18 protein-coding genes are annotated in these 20,979 nt (G+C 42.7%); 15 read left to right on the forward strand and 3 right to left on the reverse strand.

Annotated features, from left to right (window positions below; translation table 11 throughout):
- Positions 1-75 precede the first annotated feature (75 nt).
- On the forward strand, positions 76-348 hold the full coding sequence (locus NLX78_RS12980; RefSeq protein ID WP_250266745.1) for a hypothetical protein: 273 nt from the start codon (positions 76-78) through the stop codon (positions 346-348).
- A gap of 675 nt (positions 349-1,023) precedes the next feature.
- On the opposite strand, the gene bglS is transcribed toward NLX78_RS12980, so the two are convergent.
- On the reverse strand, positions 1,024-1,737 hold the full coding sequence (bglS, locus tag NLX78_RS12985; RefSeq protein WP_414126420.1) for a beta-glucanase: 714 nt from the start codon (positions 1,735-1,737) through the stop codon (positions 1,024-1,026).
- A gap of 385 nt (positions 1,738-2,122) precedes the next feature.
- Between bglS and NLX78_RS12990 the strand changes: the two genes are divergently transcribed.
- The 6 genes from NLX78_RS12990 to NLX78_RS13015 all read left to right on the forward strand — a co-directional run bounded on the left by NLX78_RS12990 (position 2,123) and on the right by NLX78_RS13015 (position 9,515).
- Complete coding sequence (locus NLX78_RS12990) at positions 2,123-3,469, forward strand: cellulase family glycosylhydrolase (RefSeq protein WP_254350621.1); 1,347 nt, start codon at positions 2,123-2,125, stop codon at positions 3,467-3,469.
- 306 nt (positions 3,470-3,775) lie between these two features.
- Complete coding sequence (locus NLX78_RS12995; protein WP_165179255.1) at positions 3,776-4,753, forward strand: LacI family DNA-binding transcriptional regulator; 978 nt, start codon at positions 3,776-3,778, stop codon at positions 4,751-4,753.
- A 164-nt stretch (positions 4,754-4,917) separates the two neighbouring features.
- Positions 4,918-6,243: an ABC transporter substrate-binding protein gene (locus NLX78_RS13000; protein WP_254350622.1), complete on the forward strand. Its 1,326-nt coding sequence runs from the start codon at positions 4,918-4,920 to the stop codon at positions 6,241-6,243.
- A 61-nt stretch (positions 6,244-6,304) separates the two neighbouring features.
- Positions 6,305-7,189 carry a carbohydrate ABC transporter permease gene (locus tag NLX78_RS13005; protein WP_061828966.1) on the forward strand — a complete coding sequence of 295 codons (885 nt, stop codon included), beginning with the start codon at positions 6,305-6,307 and terminating at the stop codon, positions 7,187-7,189.
- Positions 7,189-8,016, forward strand: a complete 828-nt coding sequence (locus NLX78_RS13010; RefSeq protein ID WP_023990432.1) for a carbohydrate ABC transporter permease — start codon at positions 7,189-7,191, stop codon at positions 8,014-8,016. Before NLX78_RS13005 ends, NLX78_RS13010 begins: the two co-directional genes overlap by 1 nt.
- Before the next feature lie 83 nt (positions 8,017-8,099).
- Positions 8,100-9,515, forward strand: a complete 1,416-nt coding sequence (locus tag NLX78_RS13015) for a glycoside hydrolase family 32 protein (RefSeq protein ID WP_254350623.1) — start codon at positions 8,100-8,102, stop codon at positions 9,513-9,515.
- Between the two features lie 75 nt (positions 9,516-9,590).
- Here the strand turns inward: NLX78_RS13015 and NLX78_RS13020 are convergent, their stop codons facing one another.
- Positions 9,591-10,790 (reverse strand): macrolide family glycosyltransferase, encoded by a 1,200-nt coding sequence (locus NLX78_RS13020; RefSeq protein ID WP_250266740.1) that lies wholly within the window; start codon positions 10,788-10,790, stop codon positions 9,591-9,593.
- 199 nt (positions 10,791-10,989) lie between these two features.
- On the opposite strand from NLX78_RS13020, the gene NLX78_RS13025 reads away from it, so the two are divergent.
- The 8 genes from NLX78_RS13025 to NLX78_RS13060 all read left to right on the forward strand — a co-directional run bounded on the left by NLX78_RS13025 (position 10,990) and on the right by NLX78_RS13060 (position 19,831).
- Positions 10,990-11,184: an H-type small acid-soluble spore protein gene (locus NLX78_RS13025; RefSeq protein WP_254350624.1), complete on the forward strand. Its 195-nt coding sequence runs from the start codon at positions 10,990-10,992 to the stop codon at positions 11,182-11,184.
- A gap of 19 nt (positions 11,185-11,203) precedes the next feature.
- Positions 11,204-11,374: a hypothetical protein gene (locus NLX78_RS13030; RefSeq protein WP_165179260.1), complete on the forward strand. Its 171-nt coding sequence runs from the start codon at positions 11,204-11,206 to the stop codon at positions 11,372-11,374.
- 250 nt (positions 11,375-11,624) lie between these two features.
- Positions 11,625-12,857, forward strand: coding sequence for a sensor histidine kinase (locus NLX78_RS13035; protein WP_250266738.1), 1,233 nt, complete (start codon positions 11,625-11,627; stop codon positions 12,855-12,857).
- Positions 12,854-13,504, forward strand: coding sequence for a response regulator (locus NLX78_RS13040; protein WP_250266737.1), 651 nt, complete (start codon positions 12,854-12,856; stop codon positions 13,502-13,504). The genes NLX78_RS13035 and NLX78_RS13040 overlap by 4 nt, the downstream gene beginning before the upstream one ends.
- A 201-nt stretch (positions 13,505-13,705) precedes the next feature.
- Positions 13,706-15,097 carry an efflux RND transporter periplasmic adaptor subunit gene (locus NLX78_RS13045; RefSeq protein WP_367988190.1) on the forward strand — a complete coding sequence of 464 codons (1,392 nt, stop codon included), beginning with the start codon at positions 13,706-13,708 and terminating at the stop codon, positions 15,095-15,097.
- The gene (locus NLX78_RS13050; RefSeq protein ID WP_254350626.1) at positions 15,094-18,204 is read left to right on the forward strand and encodes an efflux RND transporter permease subunit; all 3,111 of its coding nucleotides are present in this window, start codon (positions 15,094-15,096) and stop codon (positions 18,202-18,204) included. The genes NLX78_RS13045 and NLX78_RS13050 overlap by 4 nt, the downstream gene beginning before the upstream one ends.
- A 141-nt stretch (positions 18,205-18,345) precedes the next feature.
- Positions 18,346-18,807 (forward strand): MarR family winged helix-turn-helix transcriptional regulator, encoded by a 462-nt coding sequence (locus NLX78_RS13055; RefSeq protein WP_076161044.1) that lies wholly within the window; start codon positions 18,346-18,348, stop codon positions 18,805-18,807.
- Positions 18,794-19,831: a threonine aldolase family protein gene (locus tag NLX78_RS13060; RefSeq protein WP_250266734.1), complete on the forward strand. Its 1,038-nt coding sequence runs from the start codon at positions 18,794-18,796 to the stop codon at positions 19,829-19,831. The genes NLX78_RS13055 and NLX78_RS13060 overlap by 14 nt, the downstream gene beginning before the upstream one ends.
- 225 nt (positions 19,832-20,056) lie before the next feature.
- Here the strand turns inward: NLX78_RS13060 and NLX78_RS13065 are convergent, their stop codons facing one another.
- Positions 20,057-20,896 (reverse strand): helix-turn-helix transcriptional regulator, encoded by an 840-nt coding sequence (locus NLX78_RS13065; RefSeq protein WP_254350627.1) that lies wholly within the window; start codon positions 20,894-20,896, stop codon positions 20,057-20,059.
- Positions 20,897-20,979 lie beyond the last annotated feature (83 nt).

Here is a 20,979-nt window from a genome sequence, read left to right on the forward strand (position 1 = left end):
CTATTTAAAGAATGAAGTAAAATCAAGCTATCATTCGAACAAAAAAAGAGAATTAATAAACTAGCTAGAGATATAATGGCTTCATTGAAAGAAGTGAATAATGAATTAGTAAGAGATTTGATAGAAGAATTTAATAAAATAAAAATGGAAAATAACCTAACTTTAGTTCAAAAAGAGCATCTGAAGACAACACTTCTTGAACTCTCACGAACTACAGGGTGGTTAGTTCAAATATATGGACAATGGACTAAAGATGGACAGATTATTAGAGATAATTCTTTGAAAAAGAAAATTGATCATTTAAGCACGTTATATGCGACATTCAGTATATTGAGGAAATGGTTATGAAAATTATATTATCGTAATAGTACAAGTTTCCAAATTTCTTTTTATGGTAATTTGTGGTGGTTTCACTTTTTATTTTTCGTGTTTATCACGTGCTCTGGCAACGCAGTAAAATCAACAAAATTGGTTCACGACTTTTTTATCACCTGACAAACTATTGTTTAGTTACATTAAAGTTGGTACCTTTGTACACCGGGCTTTTTTATTAAATTCAGAGGCTACAGCTTTGGCTCAATCAGTGCGTAGTATAGTTACATGAATCCTTTCCTGTATTGGTGTTTTAAAGTAATTGAAGCAGATGAATTCCAATCACCTACAAACGTATGGGGTAAACTGAGGAGTTATTAAATCCCTGATTATATTCAAGCTGCGCATCGATGATCGCCAGATTTGAATAGATTTCCGGTGGTTTTCTTCATGGCCGAACATGGCTGACTCAATGCATCATCAAAAAAAAACAGCCCCTACAGGGCTGCCAGAGTGTCGAGAAAGTCCAGAGGACTTTTCGACACTTCTATTTTTATATGGGGAGACGCATATTTTAAAACAAAAATCGATTTAAAACGATCTGAGGACCCTAGTTTTTAGACCACTAAGACAGTTTTAAACCCCCTGCAAAAAAACAGGGGGTTTCTCGACAGCCTGACAGCCCCTACAGGGCTGCTTTTGTACTACGGGCTAATTGCTCGTGTATTTTACCCAATCATATTCAGCGTATAGCGGATTCACTCCATTATACGAACCCAGCCAGTCGTCAACGCCAGTACCATTCCATAAATTCATCATAATCTTGCCTGGCGTGCTTGGTAAGTTTGTAGTTGCCGTATGCTTTAAAACCCCGTCAACATACCACTTAATGTACCCTGGCTGCCAATCGAAAGCATAGGTGTGGAAGCCTCTTGATGCATCAAAGCCCAGATCAACAATCTTCTCGTGACCACCGACCCCGTTTGTATAATAGTTGAATTGCACTTTTGTCGTGTCTTTGCCTAAAAATTCAATATCTATTTCATCCCATTGCGTGCCATCAGTAGGTCCCGTATACGTAAAGAAGGAAGATACGATCCCAGTATTTTTAGCAGGCTTCATGCTGACCTCGTATAAGCCGTATCTGTAAGTGTTCGTCGATCGATACTCTCCACAGTCAAATTTATTGTACGCAGAACTTGTTAAGCCAAGCTTCATTTTGCCATCGTTCGTAAAATTGACATTATTGGCACGCCAAGTGCAATTAAACATGTTCCCATTGGAATATCCATCCGCCTTTTGCCATGCACCAGAATTGAAACCATTAAGTGGTTCCCAAAAAACATTCCCTGCATAAACGCTTACCGAAAAAAACAGAGAGACAATACCCGTGACCATTAAAGTGAACCAAGATTTCTTCTTCATTTTACACCTCCATAAAAGATTGACCAAACATGAAAGAAACGGCTGGCAATGATACATTATTTCAAGTATTGGCCGGCTTATCGGAAAAATATAAAAGACTTCCATATTTGGTATCTTCATTGTAGCTTGAAATTGAGGCGTAGACTATAGCAAACTTAACTCTTGAAAAATAATCTCAAAAAAAACTAAATTTTATCAAGTTGTGGTTTGGAAATGTAAGTTATACAATTAGATGCAAGAAATACAAATAAACGTTATAATTTTCCATTAAGGGAGGTGATGATTTTGCAATAGGATAGACTCAGGAAGCGGTGCCACTACATGTTTATACCATTTTATTCTTTTGGCATAATAGTCAATTAATTTTTGAGGAGGAGGCCTTTCTTTGAAAAAATTAGGTATGGTATGTAAAATAGTTCTGATACTTGTATTCATATTGCCTTTAAAACCGGTGTTTGACCAACATATAGATGCATGGTCAGGTATGCCCATGGGAGAGCTCCATGTCAGGGGCAATCAATTGGTGAACAGCAGCGGAAAACCTGTTGTTTTGAGTGGCTGGCATCAGCCGTCGGGAGCATACTGGACCTATCAAAACAGTAATTATTATCTCAAATTGAATGGTAACAATCGTCATGCAGCAATTTTGGCTTATTTGAAGGATATCACCGACACCTTTACAGACACCAGACCGAAGTATGGAAGCAACCACGGTTGGTATATGAATCAGGTCCGATTGTTTATTGACCGCCAGGATATGGGAGATGTGGCCGCAGGGTCATACAACTTCGCCGGTTTACAGGCAGTTACACAAAATGTGATTATTCCATACATCAATTATGCGAAAACAAAGGGCGTTTATGTTACTCTTGGTCTTGATTTCACTTTGGCTAACGACCAGGGTACAACACAATCCAATTTGGACAAATTTAATCAAATCTGGGGGTATCTTGCCTCGCAGCCGGCTATTAATAGCGCGGATAACGTCATGTTTGAACTGATCAACGAGCCAATTAAGTCGTATGCGAATGGGCATTGGGGAGGCTATCCCGGCGAGAATGATTTTCTTGACCATTGGAATGATCTGAGAAGATTCCAGAACTCTATCATTTCCACGATTCGAAGTAAAGGAGCGGATAATGTCATCTGGGCTGTAGGACTTGGATACAACCAATTTTACAGCCCGGTGGCAAAACACCCGCTGACAGACCCCTTGAACAACTACGGCTATGCTGTCCACTGGTATCCAGGCTACGGAGCTTATGATAACAAGGACAAGCTGCAATCGCAATGGGATTCCAACATTAAGGCGGCAGCTCAAGCCTATCCAATAAATGTTACAGAATTTACCTGGTTCAAAACACAACCCGGCGATTCAGAGTACTGGAATTTGTTTAACGGCTCTAATGATGGATTTGGGAAAAACACGAAGTCCATTTTTACAGCAGCCGGTAATGTCAGCATGACCGCACACATGAATGGCTTTCTGCTGGAATCTGGAGCAAGGAGTTCATTTGCGGACCCAACAGCAGGGTTAAAGTGGGATGGCGATACCCGACGTCAGGCGATGGCCCGCTTCTTGTTTAACTGGTACTATGAGCGTGCACAGGCCTATCCGAGAGCACTACTCCAGAACAGTGAATCAGCAACGGATAATGTGCCTGCGGATGCACCGACTGATGTGCTTACAGATACATACATTAATGCACCGACTGACGCACAATCAGAATGATGTTAATACTTTCAGCTACCGACAGCCTATCCAATTGGATAGGCTGTTGTATTATTTTATAGAAATGAGAACTCAAAATCACTCAGCAGGCGGTGAACAAATGGAAGAAGAAAGCTCTTCGCGAATTATGTATGATGATCAGTTTATGAAGTTAGTAGAACTTGCTGTAACCTCTAATTTGGGATTCGCAAAGTTCAGTCACCTAACATTTACGTCCATTTTTAGGCTTCCGTTATGTAAGGTTGTTGAAATGATGAGGAGAGAGTATAGTTTGTATGTATTTATTTTGTGCGGGAAGAGGTTAATATGGCGACAATTCATGATGTAGCATTAAAAGCGGGCGTGTCGGTCACAACAGTATCCCGTGTAATGAACAACCGGGGATATATTAGCGAAACTACACGCAAAAAAGTGTTCGACGCAATGGAGGAACTTAATTATCAACCGAATGAAATAGCACGATCCCTATTGCGTAAGCAGTCTAATATTATTGGCCTGATTATTCCCGATGTCTCGCATCCTTTCTTCAGTGAGCTTGCCAATCAGGTTGAGTTCTATGCCTATCAGCAAAACTGCAAGGTCCTGCTGTGCAATTCCCATATGGATCCCGTGAAGGAAAAAGTGTATATCGATATGTTGAAGCGGAACCGGGTGGATGGCATCATTATGGGTAGCCATACATTAGAAGTAGAAGAGTACCGACATTTGAATTCACCGATTGTGACATTTGATAGACAGATTGACCCGTGTATTCCTTACATATCCTCGGATAATTATCGCGGAGGCGAGCTGGCTACGGAGCTGCTCATCAGCAAAGGCTGCCAGAAAATTGCGCATATATGCGGAAATCTGGAGCTGAACATGCTGTCCAATGAACGGACCAAAGCATTCCGAGATGTTGTGGACAAGCATAATGTCCAGCATGTGATCGTTCAAACAGACTTGAATGTGTTCGACCAGAAGGAGTACGAGCGAATCATTTCAAAACTCGTTCATGAACATCCCGATGTTGATGGAGTGTTCGCAACAAGTGATATTATTGCGGCTTTTGCGCTGAAAGAATATATTCGCGCTGGAAGGCATGTGCCAGAGAATGTACGCATTGTAGGCTTCGATGATGTAAGCGTTGCTTCCTGGCTGACGCCGGAACTTACATCGGTAAGACAGCCGATTGCAGACATCGGCAGACTGGCGGTCGAGCTGATCCGCAGGCAGGCGGAAGGGGAGCAGGTACAACCTGTCAATCTGCTGCCTGTTGAACTAATTGAGCGTGCAACGACCTGAATGAAAATCTGTTCCTCTAACAAGGGGAACAGATTTTTTTTAGTACATGTTAAAAATTTAACATGTCAAACGATTGACACAAGTTAAAACCTTGACATATAATCCGTTTGTAAGCGTTTTATTTAAGTATTCAGAGCCATTATATAAATAAGGGGATGACAACAATGAGGAAATTCAAAAGAGTTCAATGGATGGTAATGCTGCTTCTTTTGGTTATGGTGGTGTCTGCATGCAGTGGCTCCGGAGGAGAAGGTAATTCGGCTTCTGGAGGGGGATCAGGGGATTCGAAAAATGTGAAAATTACGCTTTTGAACTCCAAAGGCGAAATCCTTCCACAGCTGGAGGAAGCCGCGAAGGCGTTCCAGAAAGACAATCCGGGCATTACAGTTGAAATCCAGCCGGTTCCGACTGGTGGATCTCCTTTTGAGCGTGCCTCTGCCTTGTATGCATCAGGAAACCCGCCGACCATGATCATGCTAGATACAGGTGATGTTGAGAAATTTAAGGACCGTATCCTCGATCTAAGCGGGGAAAAGTGGAATGCGGACACTGTTGAAAGCGCTACCAATGCTACGACATTTGATGGTAAAAATTACGCGTTTCCACTGGCTGTTGAAGGCTACGGATTCATTTACAACAAAGCCGTTGTAGATAAAGCGGTAGGCGGAAGCTTTGATCCCACCACAATTAAAACCCGAAATGACCTTGAAAAACTGTTTCAGCAAATAGAGACATCCGGAAAGAAAGCACTGGTGATTTCATCAATGGACTGGTCCCTGGGCGCTCATTATTTGCCTCTTGCTTATGCAGGCCAGAACAAAGACATGGCTGAAGTGGACAAATTCATGGCGTCACTAAAAGCGGGCCAGGCGGACTTGGCTAATAATCCTGTATTTAACGGACTTATGGATACATTCGACGTCATGATGAAATACAATATCGATCAGGCTTCTCCGCTAGCAGGAACTTATGAACGCGGACCGGAACTGCTCGGCAAAGGTGAAGTTGGCATTTGGTTCATGGGCAACTGGGCATGGCCGCAAATCAACAGTTTTGATACCGCTAACAAAGAATATGGTTTTCTGCCTGTACCCATCAGCAACAATGCCGATGACTACGGCAATCAGGAGATTTCGTCTGCTGTATCCAAGCGCATTGTTATTGACAAGGAGAAGGCTACTCCAGAACAGCAAGAGGCGGCGAAGAAGTTCCTGAACTGGATCGTCTATGAAGAGAAAGGCCAGGATTTCCTCGTGAACCAAGCAAACATCATCCCGGCGTTCAAAAATATTACACTGTCTGCGGCCGACCCGCTTGGCAAGTCCATCCAGGATTATATCGCAAAAGGCAAGTCAGAGCAGTCGATGAGTATGCTGCCTGCCGACCACTGGTCTAAGACAGGATCTTCTATGCAAAAGTATCTGGCGAAACAGGGCGATCGTGCAACACTGGTTAAAGAAATCGAAAACTACTGGAAGACCGCAAAATAAGGTTGTTTTCAAATTACCCGGAATAGAGAGAGAAATCAGGGACAAAGAGAGGGGGGGCATCATGATTGCGGAAAAAGGAGTATGGAATCGGCTGCGTACGCGGCTGCTGTTTACCGGACCAACCTTGTTTGCCTTCATAACGGTAATGATCATTCCATTTTTGTACGGCATCTATCTGACGTTCACAAACTGGGATGGTATTTCCACCACACTATCGCTGGTTGGCGTCCAAAACTATCTGGCTGTTTTTAGAGATATTGAGTTTTGGAAATCGTTCAGCTTGACGCTCAAGTATGTGTTTTATACCGTTGTTCTTATCAATGTGATCGCTTTTATGCTGGCTTATGTGCTGACAAAAGGGTTAAAAGGACAGAGTATTTTCCGGGCGGGTTTTTTCCTGCCCAACCTTGTCGGCGGCATTGTACTCGGTTTTATATGGCAGTTTATATTCAACAACGTGCTTGTCTATTTGGGACAACATGCCAGCATACAGTCGCTCAGCACGACTTGGCTGGCTGATCCCGACAAAGCGTTCTGGGCACTCGTGATTGTAACCGTGTGGCAGAACGCGGGTTACATGATGGTCATTTACATCGCAGGGTTGACTGGTGTCCCGAATGATATTATGGAGGCCGCAAGCATTGATGGGGCAAACAGCTGGACCAGACTGCGGAAAATGGTGCTGCCCTTGATGGTTCCTTCTTTCATCGTATGTATATTCTTGTCCCTGCAGCGCGGATTTATGGTCTATGACGTGAACCTTGCGCTCACGAAAGGTGGGCCGTTCAGCAGTACTCAAATGGTGTCGATGCATGTGTATGAAAAGGCATTCCTTTCCCGTGATTATGGTGTGGGGCAGGCAGAAGCATTCGTGTTGTTCCTGATGGTTGCTCTCATCACTCTGCTTCAGGTTTATTTTAGCAAGAAGTTGGAGGTGGAGGCGTAATGACAAGAAAAAGAATTGCTTCCTCCGTGATCAAATTCATTGTGCTGACAGTCATACTCATATTGTTCATCGTACCTTTCGTCTTTTTGCTGATCAATTCGTTCAAGGAAAACATGGCCATCACCTCAAATCCGTTATCGCTTCCAGAGAGCTTCAGTATGGTCAATTATATGAACGCATTCGATAAAATGAATTACATCGCTGCCTTCACCAACTCATTGGTCATAACGGTGTTAAGTGTTCTGTTTATTTCACTGTTCGCGGCGATGACGGCCCATTATTTTGTCAGAAACAACACCAAGTTCAACCAATATACATTTATGCTGATGGTTGCATCCATGATCATTCCATTCCAGGCTATCATGATTCCATTGGTGAAAATCTACGGATCACTTGATCTACTGAACAGCAAGTGGTCGCTGATTTACATGTATATCGGTTTTGGCAGCTCGCTGGCCGTCTTCATTTATCATGGTTTTGTAAAGAGTATTCCAAAGGAACTGGAGGAAGCGGCGCTAATTGACGGCTGCACGCGGTTTCAGACATTCTTCCGGATTGTGTTTCCGGTACTGATGCCCACGACTGCCACCATTTCCATTCTCAATGTACTGTGGATCTGGAATGATTTTCTGTTGCCGTCCCTTATTCTGGTCGATCCGGAGCAAAGGACACTTCCGTTGTCCACGTACAACTTTTATGGAACCTATACAGTGGATTATGGTCCATTGATGGCAAGTTTGGTACTGACGATATTTCCGATCATTATCATCTATCTGTTCGCCCAGAAGTATATTATTCAGGGTGTTATGCAAGGCTCGATTAAATAACTGCAGGGGGAGGATGCTTTATCAAACAGACTAGAACGTATACGAGAGAGCGTGCAGATCAATTTATTTCCCAATCGAAGCATATGCTTCGGCCAGATTATCGGCTGCACTACCATTTAATGGCTGAATTGGGTTGGATGAATGATCCGAACGGCTTCATTCAATATAACGGGCAATATCACTTGTTCTATCAACATTACCCGTATAAATCAGTATGGGGACCGATGCACTGGGGACATGCAGTCAGCCGCGATCTTATGAAGTGGGATTATCTACCGATCGCTTTGGCACCGGACGGTGAGTTCGACCAGGATGGTTGCTTCTCTGGCAGTGCGATTGAGCAGGACGGAAAGCTTGTCCTGATGTATACCGGACATGTTGTAACCGGGCCTGACAAAGATCAGGATTACAAGCAGTCGCAGGGAATTGCAGTATCAGAAGACGGAATAACGTTCGAAAAGTGGGAGGGCAACCCAGTTATCGGTTATGACGCTATACCGGACACGATCAGCCGTAAAGACTTCCGTGACCCTAAGGTGTTCAGGCACGAAGATCAATATTACGCCGTTCTCGGTTCTAATGATGCCAAAGGGAACGGACTTGTACTGCTTTACCGTTCTGAAGACCTGAAAAGCTGGACGTATGTCAATGTACTAGCCGTGAGTGACGGACGCTTTGGCGATAATTGGGAGTGTCCAGATCTGTTCCCGCTCGGTGGTCGGCACGTATTTATGCTATCCCCGCAGCGCATGCCTGCACAGGGAGAGGCTTACCGCAATCTGCATTCAACCATGTACGGTATAGGTGATTTCAATTCCGCTGCCGGAACATTTACGGCAGAGCGGTATGCTCAGGTGGATCACGGATTCGATTTCTATGCCCCACAGTCAACCTTGGATGATAAAGGGCGGCGTATCGTTATCGGATGGATGGATATGTGGGAGTCGGAGATGCCGACTCAGGAGGGGCACCATTGGGCTGGTGCGATGAGTCTTCCGCGGGAAGCGGTGATCGACGGCGCCAGGCTGCTGTTCCGTCCACTTGAAGAGGTAAAGAATTACCGATGCAATCTGTTCGAGCAGCGAGATATCTTACTGACAGGTGAGCAGATTATGGACACGCGCGGAGATAGCTACGAACTGAAGGTCGTATTTGAGTTTGAGTCCAGTAACACCGATGAATTCGGTTTGAAACTGCGGGTGGGTAGCGAAGAGGAGACTGTACTGTCGTACCGTCCCGATGACGGTCTGTTCCGTTTCAACCGAGAACGTGCCGGTATAGGCCCGGGCGGAGAGAGAAGAGTGCCCTTGGAATTACAAGAGGGGCGCCTGGAGCTTCGGATTTTCGTCGATAAAAGCTCTGTGGAGATATTCATCGGCGACGGCGAATACGTTCTCACAGGAAGAGTGTATCCCGGAATGGAATCAACAGGTATTCGTGCATTTGCGAACGGAAACTGTACGATTGCCTCGTTCCAGAAGTGGGATATCCTCGCATAGAATCGCATACAAACAGGAACCTGACCGTGGATGGTCAGATTCCTGTTTTTTTGTGGCCATTTTGCTCGTGTGATTTTAGGCGCGCTTATGTTGCAGATAAGCATCAAGATAAGCATCAATTTTTGCGAGAGCTTCTTTTGTACCGCCGGATTGCTGGAAGCTGTCATTTATTTTTTGTACGCCCTCTTTATACGCTGCGTTTGACACTACCTCATGTACGGCATCTCTTAACGTTTGTGTATTGATTTGATCCTTAGTTATTCGATAGCCCGCTTGAAGTTCCGTTAACCGCTGCGCGACCATGGGCTGATCCTTGTCCTGAGGCAGCACGACCAAGGGTACATTAAAGTGAATTCCTTCATTCACACTGTTCATTCCACCATGAGTAATAAATACATCTGAATGACGTAATACCTCCAATTGAGGAACATAAGACGAGATGATAAAGTGCTCAGGGGCCGGGTTAATTTTGGTAAAGTCAGCTTTCTCGCCAGCTGCAATCACGACGATGCCTTCAAAATCGGAAAAAGCCTCAATGCAGGTGTTAAAAAAGTCTTCAGTGTGGTCCAGCACAGTTCCCATCGAAATATATAAAACCTTTTTACCCTGTAGTCTGTCCAGCGGGAATGAATTTTCTCCTTTGCGCTCCGGGAAGCTGGGGCCAATAAAAAGATGCTCGTCCCCAAATTGTTCACCATTCGGTTGAAAATATCTGCTCGTATATACAACATTCAAAGCTCCTGAATTGTTCATAAATTGAACCAGATCTTTGGGAGCAACACCGAACCTTTCTTTCATGAGATGCAGTGAAGACGTGACTTGTTCATCAGGCTGAAACGGTACTTTAGCGTCGGAGCGGAAGAGATTGGCAGCCATCAGATGATTTGAAATGAGAAAAGATGGGGATGAAGAAATGCCTGGAATATTCAAATAATCTCTTACTAATTCACCAGCTCCGAATCGATCATAGAACACCAAGTCAAATTGAATACGCTCGGACAGCTCCTGAGTGATGGCTAAGATGTCCATCGAAGTCTGGATATGAATATTCATAAATGCGTTCAGTCCTGCCGGAGTGTTGGTATCAATGGAAGCAGTCCTGACCAGATCAGGATGCAGGTGAACCTTCGCTCCAACTGCTTCGAGTCTATTCTTGTATTTCTCAGTTGTAATGTAATGAACCTGGTCCCCTCGTGCTGCAAAGGCTTGCGTGATCCCAAGCGTGGGGTTTACATGTCCTTCTGCCGGAAAGTTAACCATTAATACGTTTAACATCCATCATTACTCCTTTTCTCTACAATTAAGATCGCAGTTTTCACTGAATCTCTTAATCCATAATAACAATAATATTTATTTTTTCAAATGATATCCTTTCATGATCGTGAAACACATGTTGGCATGAAATGTGTATAACAAATATTTAACTCGTGCATAGTAAAGGCGAACTCTACTTAGCAAGGGAGGTTTTTTCTAAGTGAATATTCAAAGAGCGCAAGAAATAGCGTCCTCTTCCATCATGGCGAATGTGTTGTGCGATGGGCTACCCATTTATATTCAGCATGTGAATGAACAGCGTGAGACGGCACGCATTTATGCGCTGAGCAATCCAGAAGAGGAACGGGAAGTACCTTTATACACGTTAACAGAACGAGATCAGGCACTGGAATAAGAAAGGAGCGCTATGAAAAATGAAACCAAATCAACAGAAGGAAATCGAGGCAGACCGTTTGAATTTTCGTGACCAGACGGATGATGTGGTTAGAGAAGTACCGGCCACGACGGATGCCAGCGAAGCCGTTGCAGCAATAACTTCACATATCAATAAATACGATGTACCGGATGAGTTGGAGGAGAAATAGAGAATGACCAAGCGCGCACAGGATAACCTGTTGCGTGCTTTTTATATGACACATATTTGGCTGGAGTCGAACAAATAGTATTTAATGCCCAAACGTACAAATGATATTGCCCATGTGTACGTTTTTTTCTGTTTGTTTTTTTGTAAAATAATAATAAATGATTTCTGTCCAAACTAAATTGACCAGGTCGTCATAGCGGCGTTGTCTCTAATAAGTTGAAAAGCCGAATTCAGAATTGTAGGAGGGAATTATGATTGATGTATTCAATGAACAGATTCAAAATCTAGATCCGGAAATAAGTGAAGGTGAATTTGAGAAGAAAGATATTTCAAAAGTATTAACTATAATATGGATTTTTATAATTTATAGTGAGTCTGTAATTCTTCAACATTTGTCTAGTGGTCTAAATCTGCTGCAAAGTGTCTTATTCACTGTAATCATCATATTGCACATCCTCTTGTACTTGCATGCTCATAGAGTTGCAAAATATTTTTCATGGGCTTATTTTGTTGTGCAAGGGGGATTGATCTTTTCAAGTGCATTTCTTCTACCTGACAGTTTTTCGATTGTACTGGTTGGGTTAATGCCAATTTTGGTGGGTCAGAGTATAGGTATTTATTACAAGCCGCTTAAGGTCATTCTTGTATTTTTGATCTCCTATGTACTTTTTTGTGTAGCTGTGGTCTGGCATAATGATGGCAGGCAGTTTGTGTTGTTCATCCCGCTATTTTTTCTAATTGCAGTTGTTATAGTAGCTTATGCCGTTCTTTTTCTCAAACAAGTCAAAGCACGAATCCGAACGCAAAACGTTCTTAAAGAACTTGAAATCGCACATCAAAAGGTCGAAGAACTTACAATTGCTAACGAACGACAACGTATGGCCCGTGATCTTCATGATACGCTGGCTCAAGGGCTTGCTGGGCTAATCATGCAACTTGAAGCCATTGATGCCCATCTGACAAAAGGGAGTACGCAAAGAGCTCAGGAGATCGTCCAACAATCGATGTCACAAGTGCGAAGAACATTGTCTGATTCAAGGCGAGCTATAGATAATCTGCGTTCGAAAACCATCTCGGAAGTTGATTTTGCAGAAGCAGTGGAGGAAGAAATACAGCGATTTACAATGGCTACGAGCATCCGTGTAATACGCAACATCAAAATTAAAGCTTCCGTCCCCAGACTGTTGTTCGAACATGGATTGTTTATTATAAGCGAGTGTTTAACCAACGTAGCGAAACATTCACATGCTAATACCGTATGGATTCATATTTTAGATAAAGAAGGCATGATTGAAATTGAGATTCGCGATGATGGAAAAGGATTTGATACGGATATTATTGCCAAGCAAACAGGGCATTACGGAATAATAGGCATACATGAACGTGTACGGATGCTGGGTGGAAAAATCAATATCAGCAGTATATTTCAAGAAGGTACAGCTATAAAAATAGAGGCGCCTCTTACTAAAGGAGACCTATCATGAAATACAAGATTTTAATCGTCGACGATCATTGGGTAGTTAGAGAAGGATTAAAGCTGGTGCTGGAGACCAATGACAGTTATGAAGTGATTGGTGAAGCTGGAGAAGGTGTAACGGCTCTTAAATTGATCGAAGAACTTCAGCCGCATGTCATATTGTTGGATTTATATATGCCACAAATGAGTGGTTTGGAAACCATGAAAGCCCTCAGAGAAAAACAAAATGAAACACCAGTCATTATCCTGACGACCTATAACGAAGATGATTTAATGATTAAGGGACTCTCATTGGGGGCAAAAGGATATTTACTAAAAGATACCAGTCGAGAAAACTTATTTCGCACTATTGAGTCTGCGCTAAGGGGTGAAACGCTGCTTCAGCCAGAAATAACAGCAAGGGTATTTGCTGCTACGAATAAGAGAGAAGCTGAGATAGAATCACACGAAAGAAGCTTAGTTCTGACTGATAAGGAAAGACACATATTAAAGTCTGTTGCACATGGTTTTAAAAGTAAGGAAATTGCGTTTGATATGGGAATTTCCGAGCGTACCGTAAAGGCACATTTAACGAATATTTATAACAAGCTTGGTGTTGATTCCAGATCCGAAGCCGTTGCCGTTTCGTTGGAACGTGGTATTTTACAGCTTTAGAAATAATAACTGAAAATATGTTATTTATTTGCCCAGTCGTACATAAGGTGCTTGCCCCTTTGTACGATTTTTTTGTTTGTTCATTGTTATAACATGAAAAAAGGATGAAAAAGTTTACTTGACCCACGGGTTGCTGATAGCACCTTTAGAAGAGAGAATCAGAGAGGATGACATTAGTTGAAGAGAAAAGAAATCAGGATAATGATTGCAGGGGTTGCATTAGCTTTAGTAGCTTCCGGTTGCTCCAGTGCATCGGAGAACTCTGTAACAGAAGCCAGTCACCCGGTGAAAATTGAGAAACTTGCAATGAAACCTTTGGCCAATGATTTTAATTTGGCGGGAACATTGCAGGCAAGTAATGAGGCTAATGTTTCCTTTGAAGCGGATGGACGTATATTGAACACTATGGTCGAAGTTGGGGATTCAGTAGAAAAAGGGAGTGTCCTTGCGAAGCTAGATACATCTGCTTACCAGTTACAGCTAGATCGGGCAAAGGCAACCATGGAAAAGGCAAAGGCTGGTGTAAGCCAAGCGGAGGCTTCTGTTCAATCGGCCCAGGCGGGCATTCATAGTTCACAATCCCAGGTCAACGCGGCCCAATCCAAATTGCAGGAATTGAACAATGGCGCCAAAAAGCAGGAGATTGCACAGTCTCAAAATGCGGTTACTGTAGCAACTAATAATTATAACAAGAAGAAAGCGGATGACGCACGGTCCCAAAGTCTATTCCAGGCAGGTGCAGTATCATTAACGGAAAATGAGAATGCGCAGCTGGAATTAGCAAACGCACAAAAAAGCTTAAGTGATGCGCAAGAGAAATTGTCTCTTTTGCTTGCAGGGGCATCCCAGGAAGAGCGTGCCCAAGCTTCGGCCGGCGTAGATCAGGCCAGGGCAGGGCTGGAATCGGCTAGGGCTACTATACAACAAGGGCTAGCCAGTAAAGCTCAGGCGCAGGCTACCTATGAAGATGCATTGGCTGCTTATGAACAGTCATCCTTATCACTGAAAAAAGCTACTTTAACTTCCCCGATCACGGGTGTTGTGATTGAAAAAAAGATATCTGATGGCCAACTGGGCTCCAGCGGGAGTGAGGCATTTGTTGTCGGAAATATCAAGACTTTAAAAGTACTCCTCCCCGTACCGGACAGTGAAATCTTATCGTGGGAGAAAAACCAAAAAGTAAATATATCTCTCTACGATGAAATTAGAACAGGGACCGTTACTCAGATCTATCCATCGACTAATTCCAAAACGGGAAGCATCAATGTGGAAGTTAGCATTCCCAATCCCGAACTGAATTGGAAACCTGGTCAAGTCATAAGCGCATCTAAAAGCATGAATCAAAACGAAGCGCTTTTAGTGCCCGTAGAGGCCGTAATTAGTACGGGAAATGACCCTTATGTCTTTAAAGCAGTAAACGGAAAAGCCGTCAAAACACCGATTAAACTGGGGAAAGTGACTAATAATCAGCTCGAAGTGGTCTCTGGATTACAGGCAGGCGATCAAATCGTTACACAAGGAGCAGGAACCTTATTTAATGGTGATTTAATTGGGAATGACGTACTTGAGAAATCGGAGGAGTCGTCCGAATGATTAAATATATCGTTAAAAAACAAAAAATTACACTCATTTTCTTTGGCATGTGCATTGTGCTAGGGCTCTACAATTTTACATCGTTACCTAAACAAGAGCAGCCCGATGTTATTCCCTTGTCAGCCAGTGTTACAACCATCTATCCGGGCGCCTCACCCGAAAGAATCGAGCAAACCATTACTAAGGTCATGGAACAGAAAATTAAAGCCGTACAAGGTGTCAAAACGATTTCTTCCACTTCATCTAAAGGCCAATCCAGTATAACTGTAGAAGCTTTTGAAGATGCAGACCCGACAAAGGTATGGGCTGATCTTCGTACAAAGGTACAGGATGCACAGTCCGAGCTTCCAGTTGATGCGATGCAGCCGGTTATCAATGATAGCATGACAAGCTCTTTCATTGGTTCATATGCGATTACTTCTGATAAAATTGAGAATTTATACTCGTTGAATGAATTGATGAACAAATGGAAAGATCAATTAAAAACGGTCTCAGGTGTTTCGCAAGTTAATATTCAAGGAATACCAGATCAAGAAGTACGAATCAGTTTAGACACACAAAAGATGCAACAATATAACATCTCCTGGGAGCAGGTTGTTCAAGCAATCAAAAATGAGAATGAAAGAGTTCCTACAGGTAGTATGGATTTCAATGAGCGTACTTATCAGCTGACGGTAAATGCCTCTACCGATCCATCCATTCTAAATAACGTCCAGATTTCAAGTAATGACGATGGATTCCCGATATCTCTGAAAGATGTAGGGACAGCCTCACTTGTTTTTAAAAAAGCAGCTAGTTATACGTATGTGAATAACAAGCCTGCTATTTCGATCAGTGTGAGTGGAGATACAGGCACAGACGTGCCAACGGTATCTAAAGCGACTACAGCCAAAATCAATGAACTTGTGAGCAGTTTGCCGAAGAATGTACATTTTGAGCTGCTTTTTGCGCAAAATGATCGAGTAGATGAAATGTTTGGAAACCTGACCAAAGAGATGATCATCGCTATTATATCGGTCATTGTTATATGTACATTAGGTTTAAATTTGCTGACTTCTGCATTTGTGGCCTTGGCCATTCCTGTTTCCATCGCCATCGGCTTTATTTTCTTGCCTACAACAGGAATCACGCTGAATCAAATTTCAGTCATCGGATTAATCATCGTGCTAGGGATATTGGTTGATGATGCCGTCGTGGTCAATGACAATATTGAACGCCGACGCACTGAATTTGGGGAAGATGCTACGGAGGCAGCCATTAAAGGGACGAAAGAGGTATCCTTATCAATCATTACAGCTACACTAGCTACGGTTGCAGCATTTGCCCCGCTTTTATTCCTGCCGGGCACCATTGGTGACTTTATTAAACCGATACCTACCGTTATTTCGTTAACGATGCTGGCTTCCATGATTATGTCATTAACGATCATTCCTATTTTCCGTCAATGGTATGATCAACGTCGTAAAGGAAAAGAGAATAATAGGACAGTTAAGCCACCTGGACTTCTGGGGAATCAAATCCAGTCTCTATCCAATGTGTACTCTAAAAACTGGATGCCAAGAATACTGCGACGTCCACTTTTAACAGCGCTTATTGGTCTTATGATGGGTACAGCAGCTTATGGACTACTTGCTGTTGTTCCTATTGAATTATTTCCGGATTCCGATCAAGCGGATGCCACGATCAGTGTAACGATGCCAGAAGGAACATCGTTGCAGGCAACCAATCAGGTTATTAACGAGATTGGCATGTGGGTCAAAAAACAGCCAGAAACAGAGCGGCTGGCGGCAACGGCAGGTGGAGGAGCGCCTCAGCTGTACAGCGATGTTGCAGGTGGTCACGGCTCTGGGGGAGCGGTAAATGGCCAAATTGCTGTCGTTGGAAAAGAGGGGCTATTTGATCTCAAAAAAACAGTGGATAACTGGACCCATACGCTACAAGCTAAATATCCATCTGCATTAATCAGCATTCGTGTTCCCCAATTAGGTATTCCGGTCGGCAGTGCGGTGTCTATCCGTATAAAAGGAGAAGACATTGATAAGCTGCAAAACATGACAACTAAAGTCAAAGAAGTTGTTGCGGGAACCCCCGGAGCTGTAGATGTGACCGATAATATGGGTATGCAAAGCTATAATCTGAATTTCCAAATTAATCAGCAAGCCTTGGATAAATATCAGGTTAGCTATTCCGATTTAACGCGTACTTTGCTATTAATGGGTGACGGTGTGAACGTAACGGATTTTGATACGGGTAAGGAATTGCTTGATGTCAATATATACATGAACAAACCAAACCATGATCCTGAGGTATTATTCCAACAATTAAGTGTGAACAATGCGGCAAGGGAGCAAATCCCCTTATCCCAATTAGCCACGATGAAACCGGACTTTTCCATCCAACAAATCCATCGCTATGATCTGGAACGGACGGTAACGATCTCAGCCAATGGAAATGGGCGTACAGCTACAGAACTCACTAATGATATCCGTAGCAAACTTACAAATACCCAGTTTGAACCAGACTACACCTGGGAGATGGGAGGGGAAACATCCGCGCAGTCTGATATGTTTAAGGATTTGGGCAAATTAGCTGTGATTGTTATTTTTCTTATTCTCCTCTTAATCACCATGCAGTTTTACTCGGTTTCCACACCGCTCATTATTATGACCACTGTTTATCTGGCAGCGGCAGGGGGAATCCTTGGAAGTTTTATTTCAGGGATGCCAATTGGATTCATGAGTATTATGGGTATCATTTCACTTGCTGGTATCGTCGTGCGTAACGGTATCGTGCTGATAGAGTTTATTGAAGATGCGCGGCGTGAAGGCGCTGATTTAACAGACGCCATTCTAATGGCATGCTCTGCCCGTTTCCGTCCGATCTTGCTTACTTCGCTAACTGCGATTGTGGGTATGATCCCTATTGCCACAATAGGCGAGATCTTGTTCAAACCGTTAGCAACGACCATTATTTTCGGACTGATTTTTTCAACTATTTTAACATTGTTTGTAGTTCCGACGCTGTATATGGTCGTAGCTCATCTGAAGCTGAAACGGAAGCATAAGAAGGAAAAGGCTATAAATAGCGATAGCTCATTGACCTTGTAGGTAAATATATGAAATCGTACATTAGACAAGTGTCTTAATGTACGATTTTTTCTTTTGTCGATATTGATTATTATTTCATTGACAGAGTCCACAAAAATCATTACTATAATTGTTGCAAAAGTCCACTAAATAGGGGGAGTTATGATCAATATAGATGCTAATATCATAGCGGATATGAGGCGTTTTAATCGATTCTATACGAATATACTGGGTGTTTTAGATAGACATGTGCTGGATAGCGGATATTCCTTTACTGAGGCCCGTGTCATTATAGAGATCGGGTTGATCGAGCCATGTATTGCGAATACTCTAGTCGAATCTCTTAAAATTGATCGCAGCTATATGAGTAGGATCATTGCTAAATTTTGCAAAGAGGGCTTTCTTGTTAAGGAAAATTCAACGTTGGATAATAGAACAAATCTGATTCGTTTGACTCCTAAAGGAAAGGAGTTCTATAACCAACTGAATGAAAGGTCTGATGAACAAATTCTAAAATTAGTTCAAGGACTTTCAGAAGAAGAGATTAAGGAATTACATGCTTCTATGTTGTTAATTCAGAAGAAATTGGATAATTTGGAGAGGATACAGAATGATACGATTTGAATGCGACTATACCGAAGGTGCTCATGAGCGCATATTAAAGCGACTACTGGAGACTAATGATGAACAAACTCCAGGTTATGGTGTCGACGATCATTGTGAAAAAGCCAGAGCATATATTAAAGAAGCATGTGACTCCCCAAATGCGGATGTACACTTTTTGGTTGGAGGTACACAGACCAATACCACCGTCATTTCTTCTATTCTGCGTCCGCATCAAGGCGTCGTTGCTGCAGTTTCTGGACATATTGCCGTACATGAGACCGGAGCGATTGAAGCTATTGGGCATAAAGTACTTACTTTGCCAAGTGATGATGGGAAAATTCGGGCCGAGCAGGTAAAGGAGCTATATGACGCTCACTGGAATGATGCCGCTCCTGAGCATAGTGTACAGCCCGGGATGGTTTATATTTCCCAACCTACTGAAAATGGAACGATTTATAGCAAATCAGAGCTGGAAGCACTAAGTAGAGTCTGTCAAGAGTGTGGTTTACCACTGTTTATAGATGGAGCCCGATTAGGCTATGGCTTGGTGGCCGAAGATAGCGACGTATCTTTAGCAGATATAGCAAAGCTATGCGATGTATTTTATATTGGCGGGACCAAAATTGGAGCCTTGATGGGAGAAGCAGTAGTCATTCTAAATGATACATTGAAAAAAGATTTTCGATATATGATCAAGCAAAAAGGAGGACTGCTGGCTAAGGGAAGAATGTTGGGCATTCAATTCGAAACTTTGTTTGAAGACGGTTTATACGTTGAAATTTCCAAACACGCTATAGATATGGCAATGCTGCTTCAAAACGGATTATCTGAGCAAGGTTTTTCTTTTCAATACCGTTCTACAACCAATCAGCAGTTTCCGATTTTGCCAGATCGTATACTAAAGACATTGAGTGAAAAATATACTTACTCCTTTTGGGAAAAGGTTGATGACGCACATAGTGCTGTTCGATTCTGTACCAGTTGGGCTACAAAGAAAGAAAATGTTGCAATGCTGATTCAGGATATTAAAGCATTGCGATAAAGGTCATAGAAAGAGTAATTTATATAATTTTAAAGATGTAAAATGACTATGGAATAGCCATACTTCGTTGCATGCATTGCAGCGAAGTATGGTTTTTTTTGTGCATTTTACTTATTCCAAAGCGGCTTGTCTTTAGTTCCATGAAAGAGCAAGTGGATATAAAAATGGAAAAACAAGACAAGAGCGGAGGTATAAAATCGGCGTCTAATTCTTTACACTGTATATCTACCGAACCTGCTTGCGGTACTGAAGAGGGGAGAGCCCAGTTATTTTTTTGAAGATTTTATTAAAGTGGGAAGCATGACCGAACCCGACATCCTCTGCAATATGCTGGATTTTGTCTTTGGTGGTTCGAAGTCTTGTTTGGGCCGCCCTGACCCTCACTACGCGGATGTATTCGCTGAAATGAAAACCAGTCAACTTTAGAAAGATACGGCTTAGGTAAGCTGGACTAATGAAGAAGCATGCGGCCACTTGTTCGAGAGTTAACGGTTCATTGTAATGATCCTGAATAAAAGAAGAAATCTCCGTGATTTTCTGATGCATGGGATGAGAGGAAACAGGTTCACTACGCTCGATTGTCTCCGATCGGTGTACCAGGATAAGCATTTCCAGCAGTAAATGCTGTACGCAACGGTCATGCAGAGGCTGCTTATTCCTGCATTCGGTATTCATCTGTAGGAATAAACGTTCAACCTCCACTTGCTCTCTCGCAGGTAAGCGAAGCAACGCGGATTGCTGATACGGCGGCAGGTCAAGAATGTCATGATCCTGCTGTGGGAGAAATGTCGGAGAAAAATGAATCAAAATGCGCTCCGTTTCCTGCAATTGTGTGCTGGCGGTAGAGTGCAAGTCATGAGGAAGGATGAATATCAGATCCCCCTTGCGAGCGGTGTATACCTTGCCATTCATAAAATAGATGCGTTCGCCTCGCAGTAAGAGGTACAGCTCATAGTTCTCGTGGACATGAGGCCGGGGCATAACCGTGAAACCGGTACGATAGATGTGATGAATGGAGAATTGTTGTTCTCCAATGACATATTTATCTTCTATCATTTCATTCATGTGCTTCTTCCTTTGCAAATTAAGATAAGTAAGCGCATTCATATACCACCAGTATATATGACAACCTGCCAATGATAAAAGCA

Origin of the sequence: Paenibacillus sp. Lou8.1 (assembly GCF_024213565.1) — a bacterium.
Taxonomy (GTDB): Bacteria; Bacillota; Bacilli; order Paenibacillales; family Paenibacillaceae; genus Paenibacillus; species Paenibacillus polymyxa_B.

Bases quoted from the DNA above. Each gene is read 5' to 3' on its own strand.
- NLX78_RS13040 (WP_250266737.1), top strand. From the start codon at position 12,854: ATGAAATACAAGATTTTAATCGTCGACGATCATTGGGTAGTTAGAGAA.
- NLX78_RS13000 (WP_254350622.1), top strand. From the start codon at position 4,918: ATGAGGAAATTCAAAAGAGTTCAATGGATGGTAATGCTGCTTCTTTTG.
- NLX78_RS13010 (WP_023990432.1), top strand. From the start codon at position 7,189: ATGACAAGAAAAAGAATTGCTTCCTCCGTGATCAAATTCATTGTGCTG.
- NLX78_RS13050 (WP_254350626.1), top strand. From the start codon at position 15,094: ATGATTAAATATATCGTTAAAAAACAAAAAATTACACTCATTTTCTTT.
- NLX78_RS13035 (WP_250266738.1), top strand. From the start codon at position 11,625: ATGATTGATGTATTCAATGAACAGATTCAAAATCTAGATCCGGAAATA.
- NLX78_RS12980 (WP_250266745.1), top strand. From the start codon at position 76: ATGGCTTCATTGAAAGAAGTGAATAATGAATTAGTAAGAGATTTGATA.
- NLX78_RS13005 (WP_061828966.1), top strand. From the start codon at position 6,305: ATGATTGCGGAAAAAGGAGTATGGAATCGGCTGCGTACGCGGCTGCTG.
- NLX78_RS13020 (WP_250266740.1), bottom strand. From the start codon at position 10,790: ATGTTAAACGTATTAATGGTTAACTTTCCGGCAGAAGGACATGTAAAC.
- NLX78_RS12995 (WP_165179255.1), top strand. From the start codon at position 3,776: ATGGCGACAATTCATGATGTAGCATTAAAAGCGGGCGTGTCGGTCACA.
- bglS (WP_414126420.1), bottom strand. From the start codon at position 1,737: ATGAAGAAGAAATCTTGGTTCACTTTAATGGTCACGGGTATTGTCTCT.
- NLX78_RS13065 (WP_254350627.1), bottom strand. From the start codon at position 20,896: ATGAATGAAATGATAGAAGATAAATATGTCATTGGAGAACAACAATTC.
- NLX78_RS13015 (WP_254350623.1), top strand. From the start codon at position 8,100: ATGCTTCGGCCAGATTATCGGCTGCACTACCATTTAATGGCTGAATTG.
- NLX78_RS13045 (WP_367988190.1), top strand. From the start codon at position 13,706: ATGATTGCAGGGGTTGCATTAGCTTTAGTAGCTTCCGGTTGCTCCAGT.
- NLX78_RS13060 (WP_250266734.1), top strand. From the start codon at position 18,794: ATGATACGATTTGAATGCGACTATACCGAAGGTGCTCATGAGCGCATA.
- NLX78_RS13030 (WP_165179260.1), top strand. From the start codon at position 11,204: ATGAAACCAAATCAACAGAAGGAAATCGAGGCAGACCGTTTGAATTTT.
- NLX78_RS13055 (WP_076161044.1), top strand. From the start codon at position 18,346: ATGATCAATATAGATGCTAATATCATAGCGGATATGAGGCGTTTTAAT.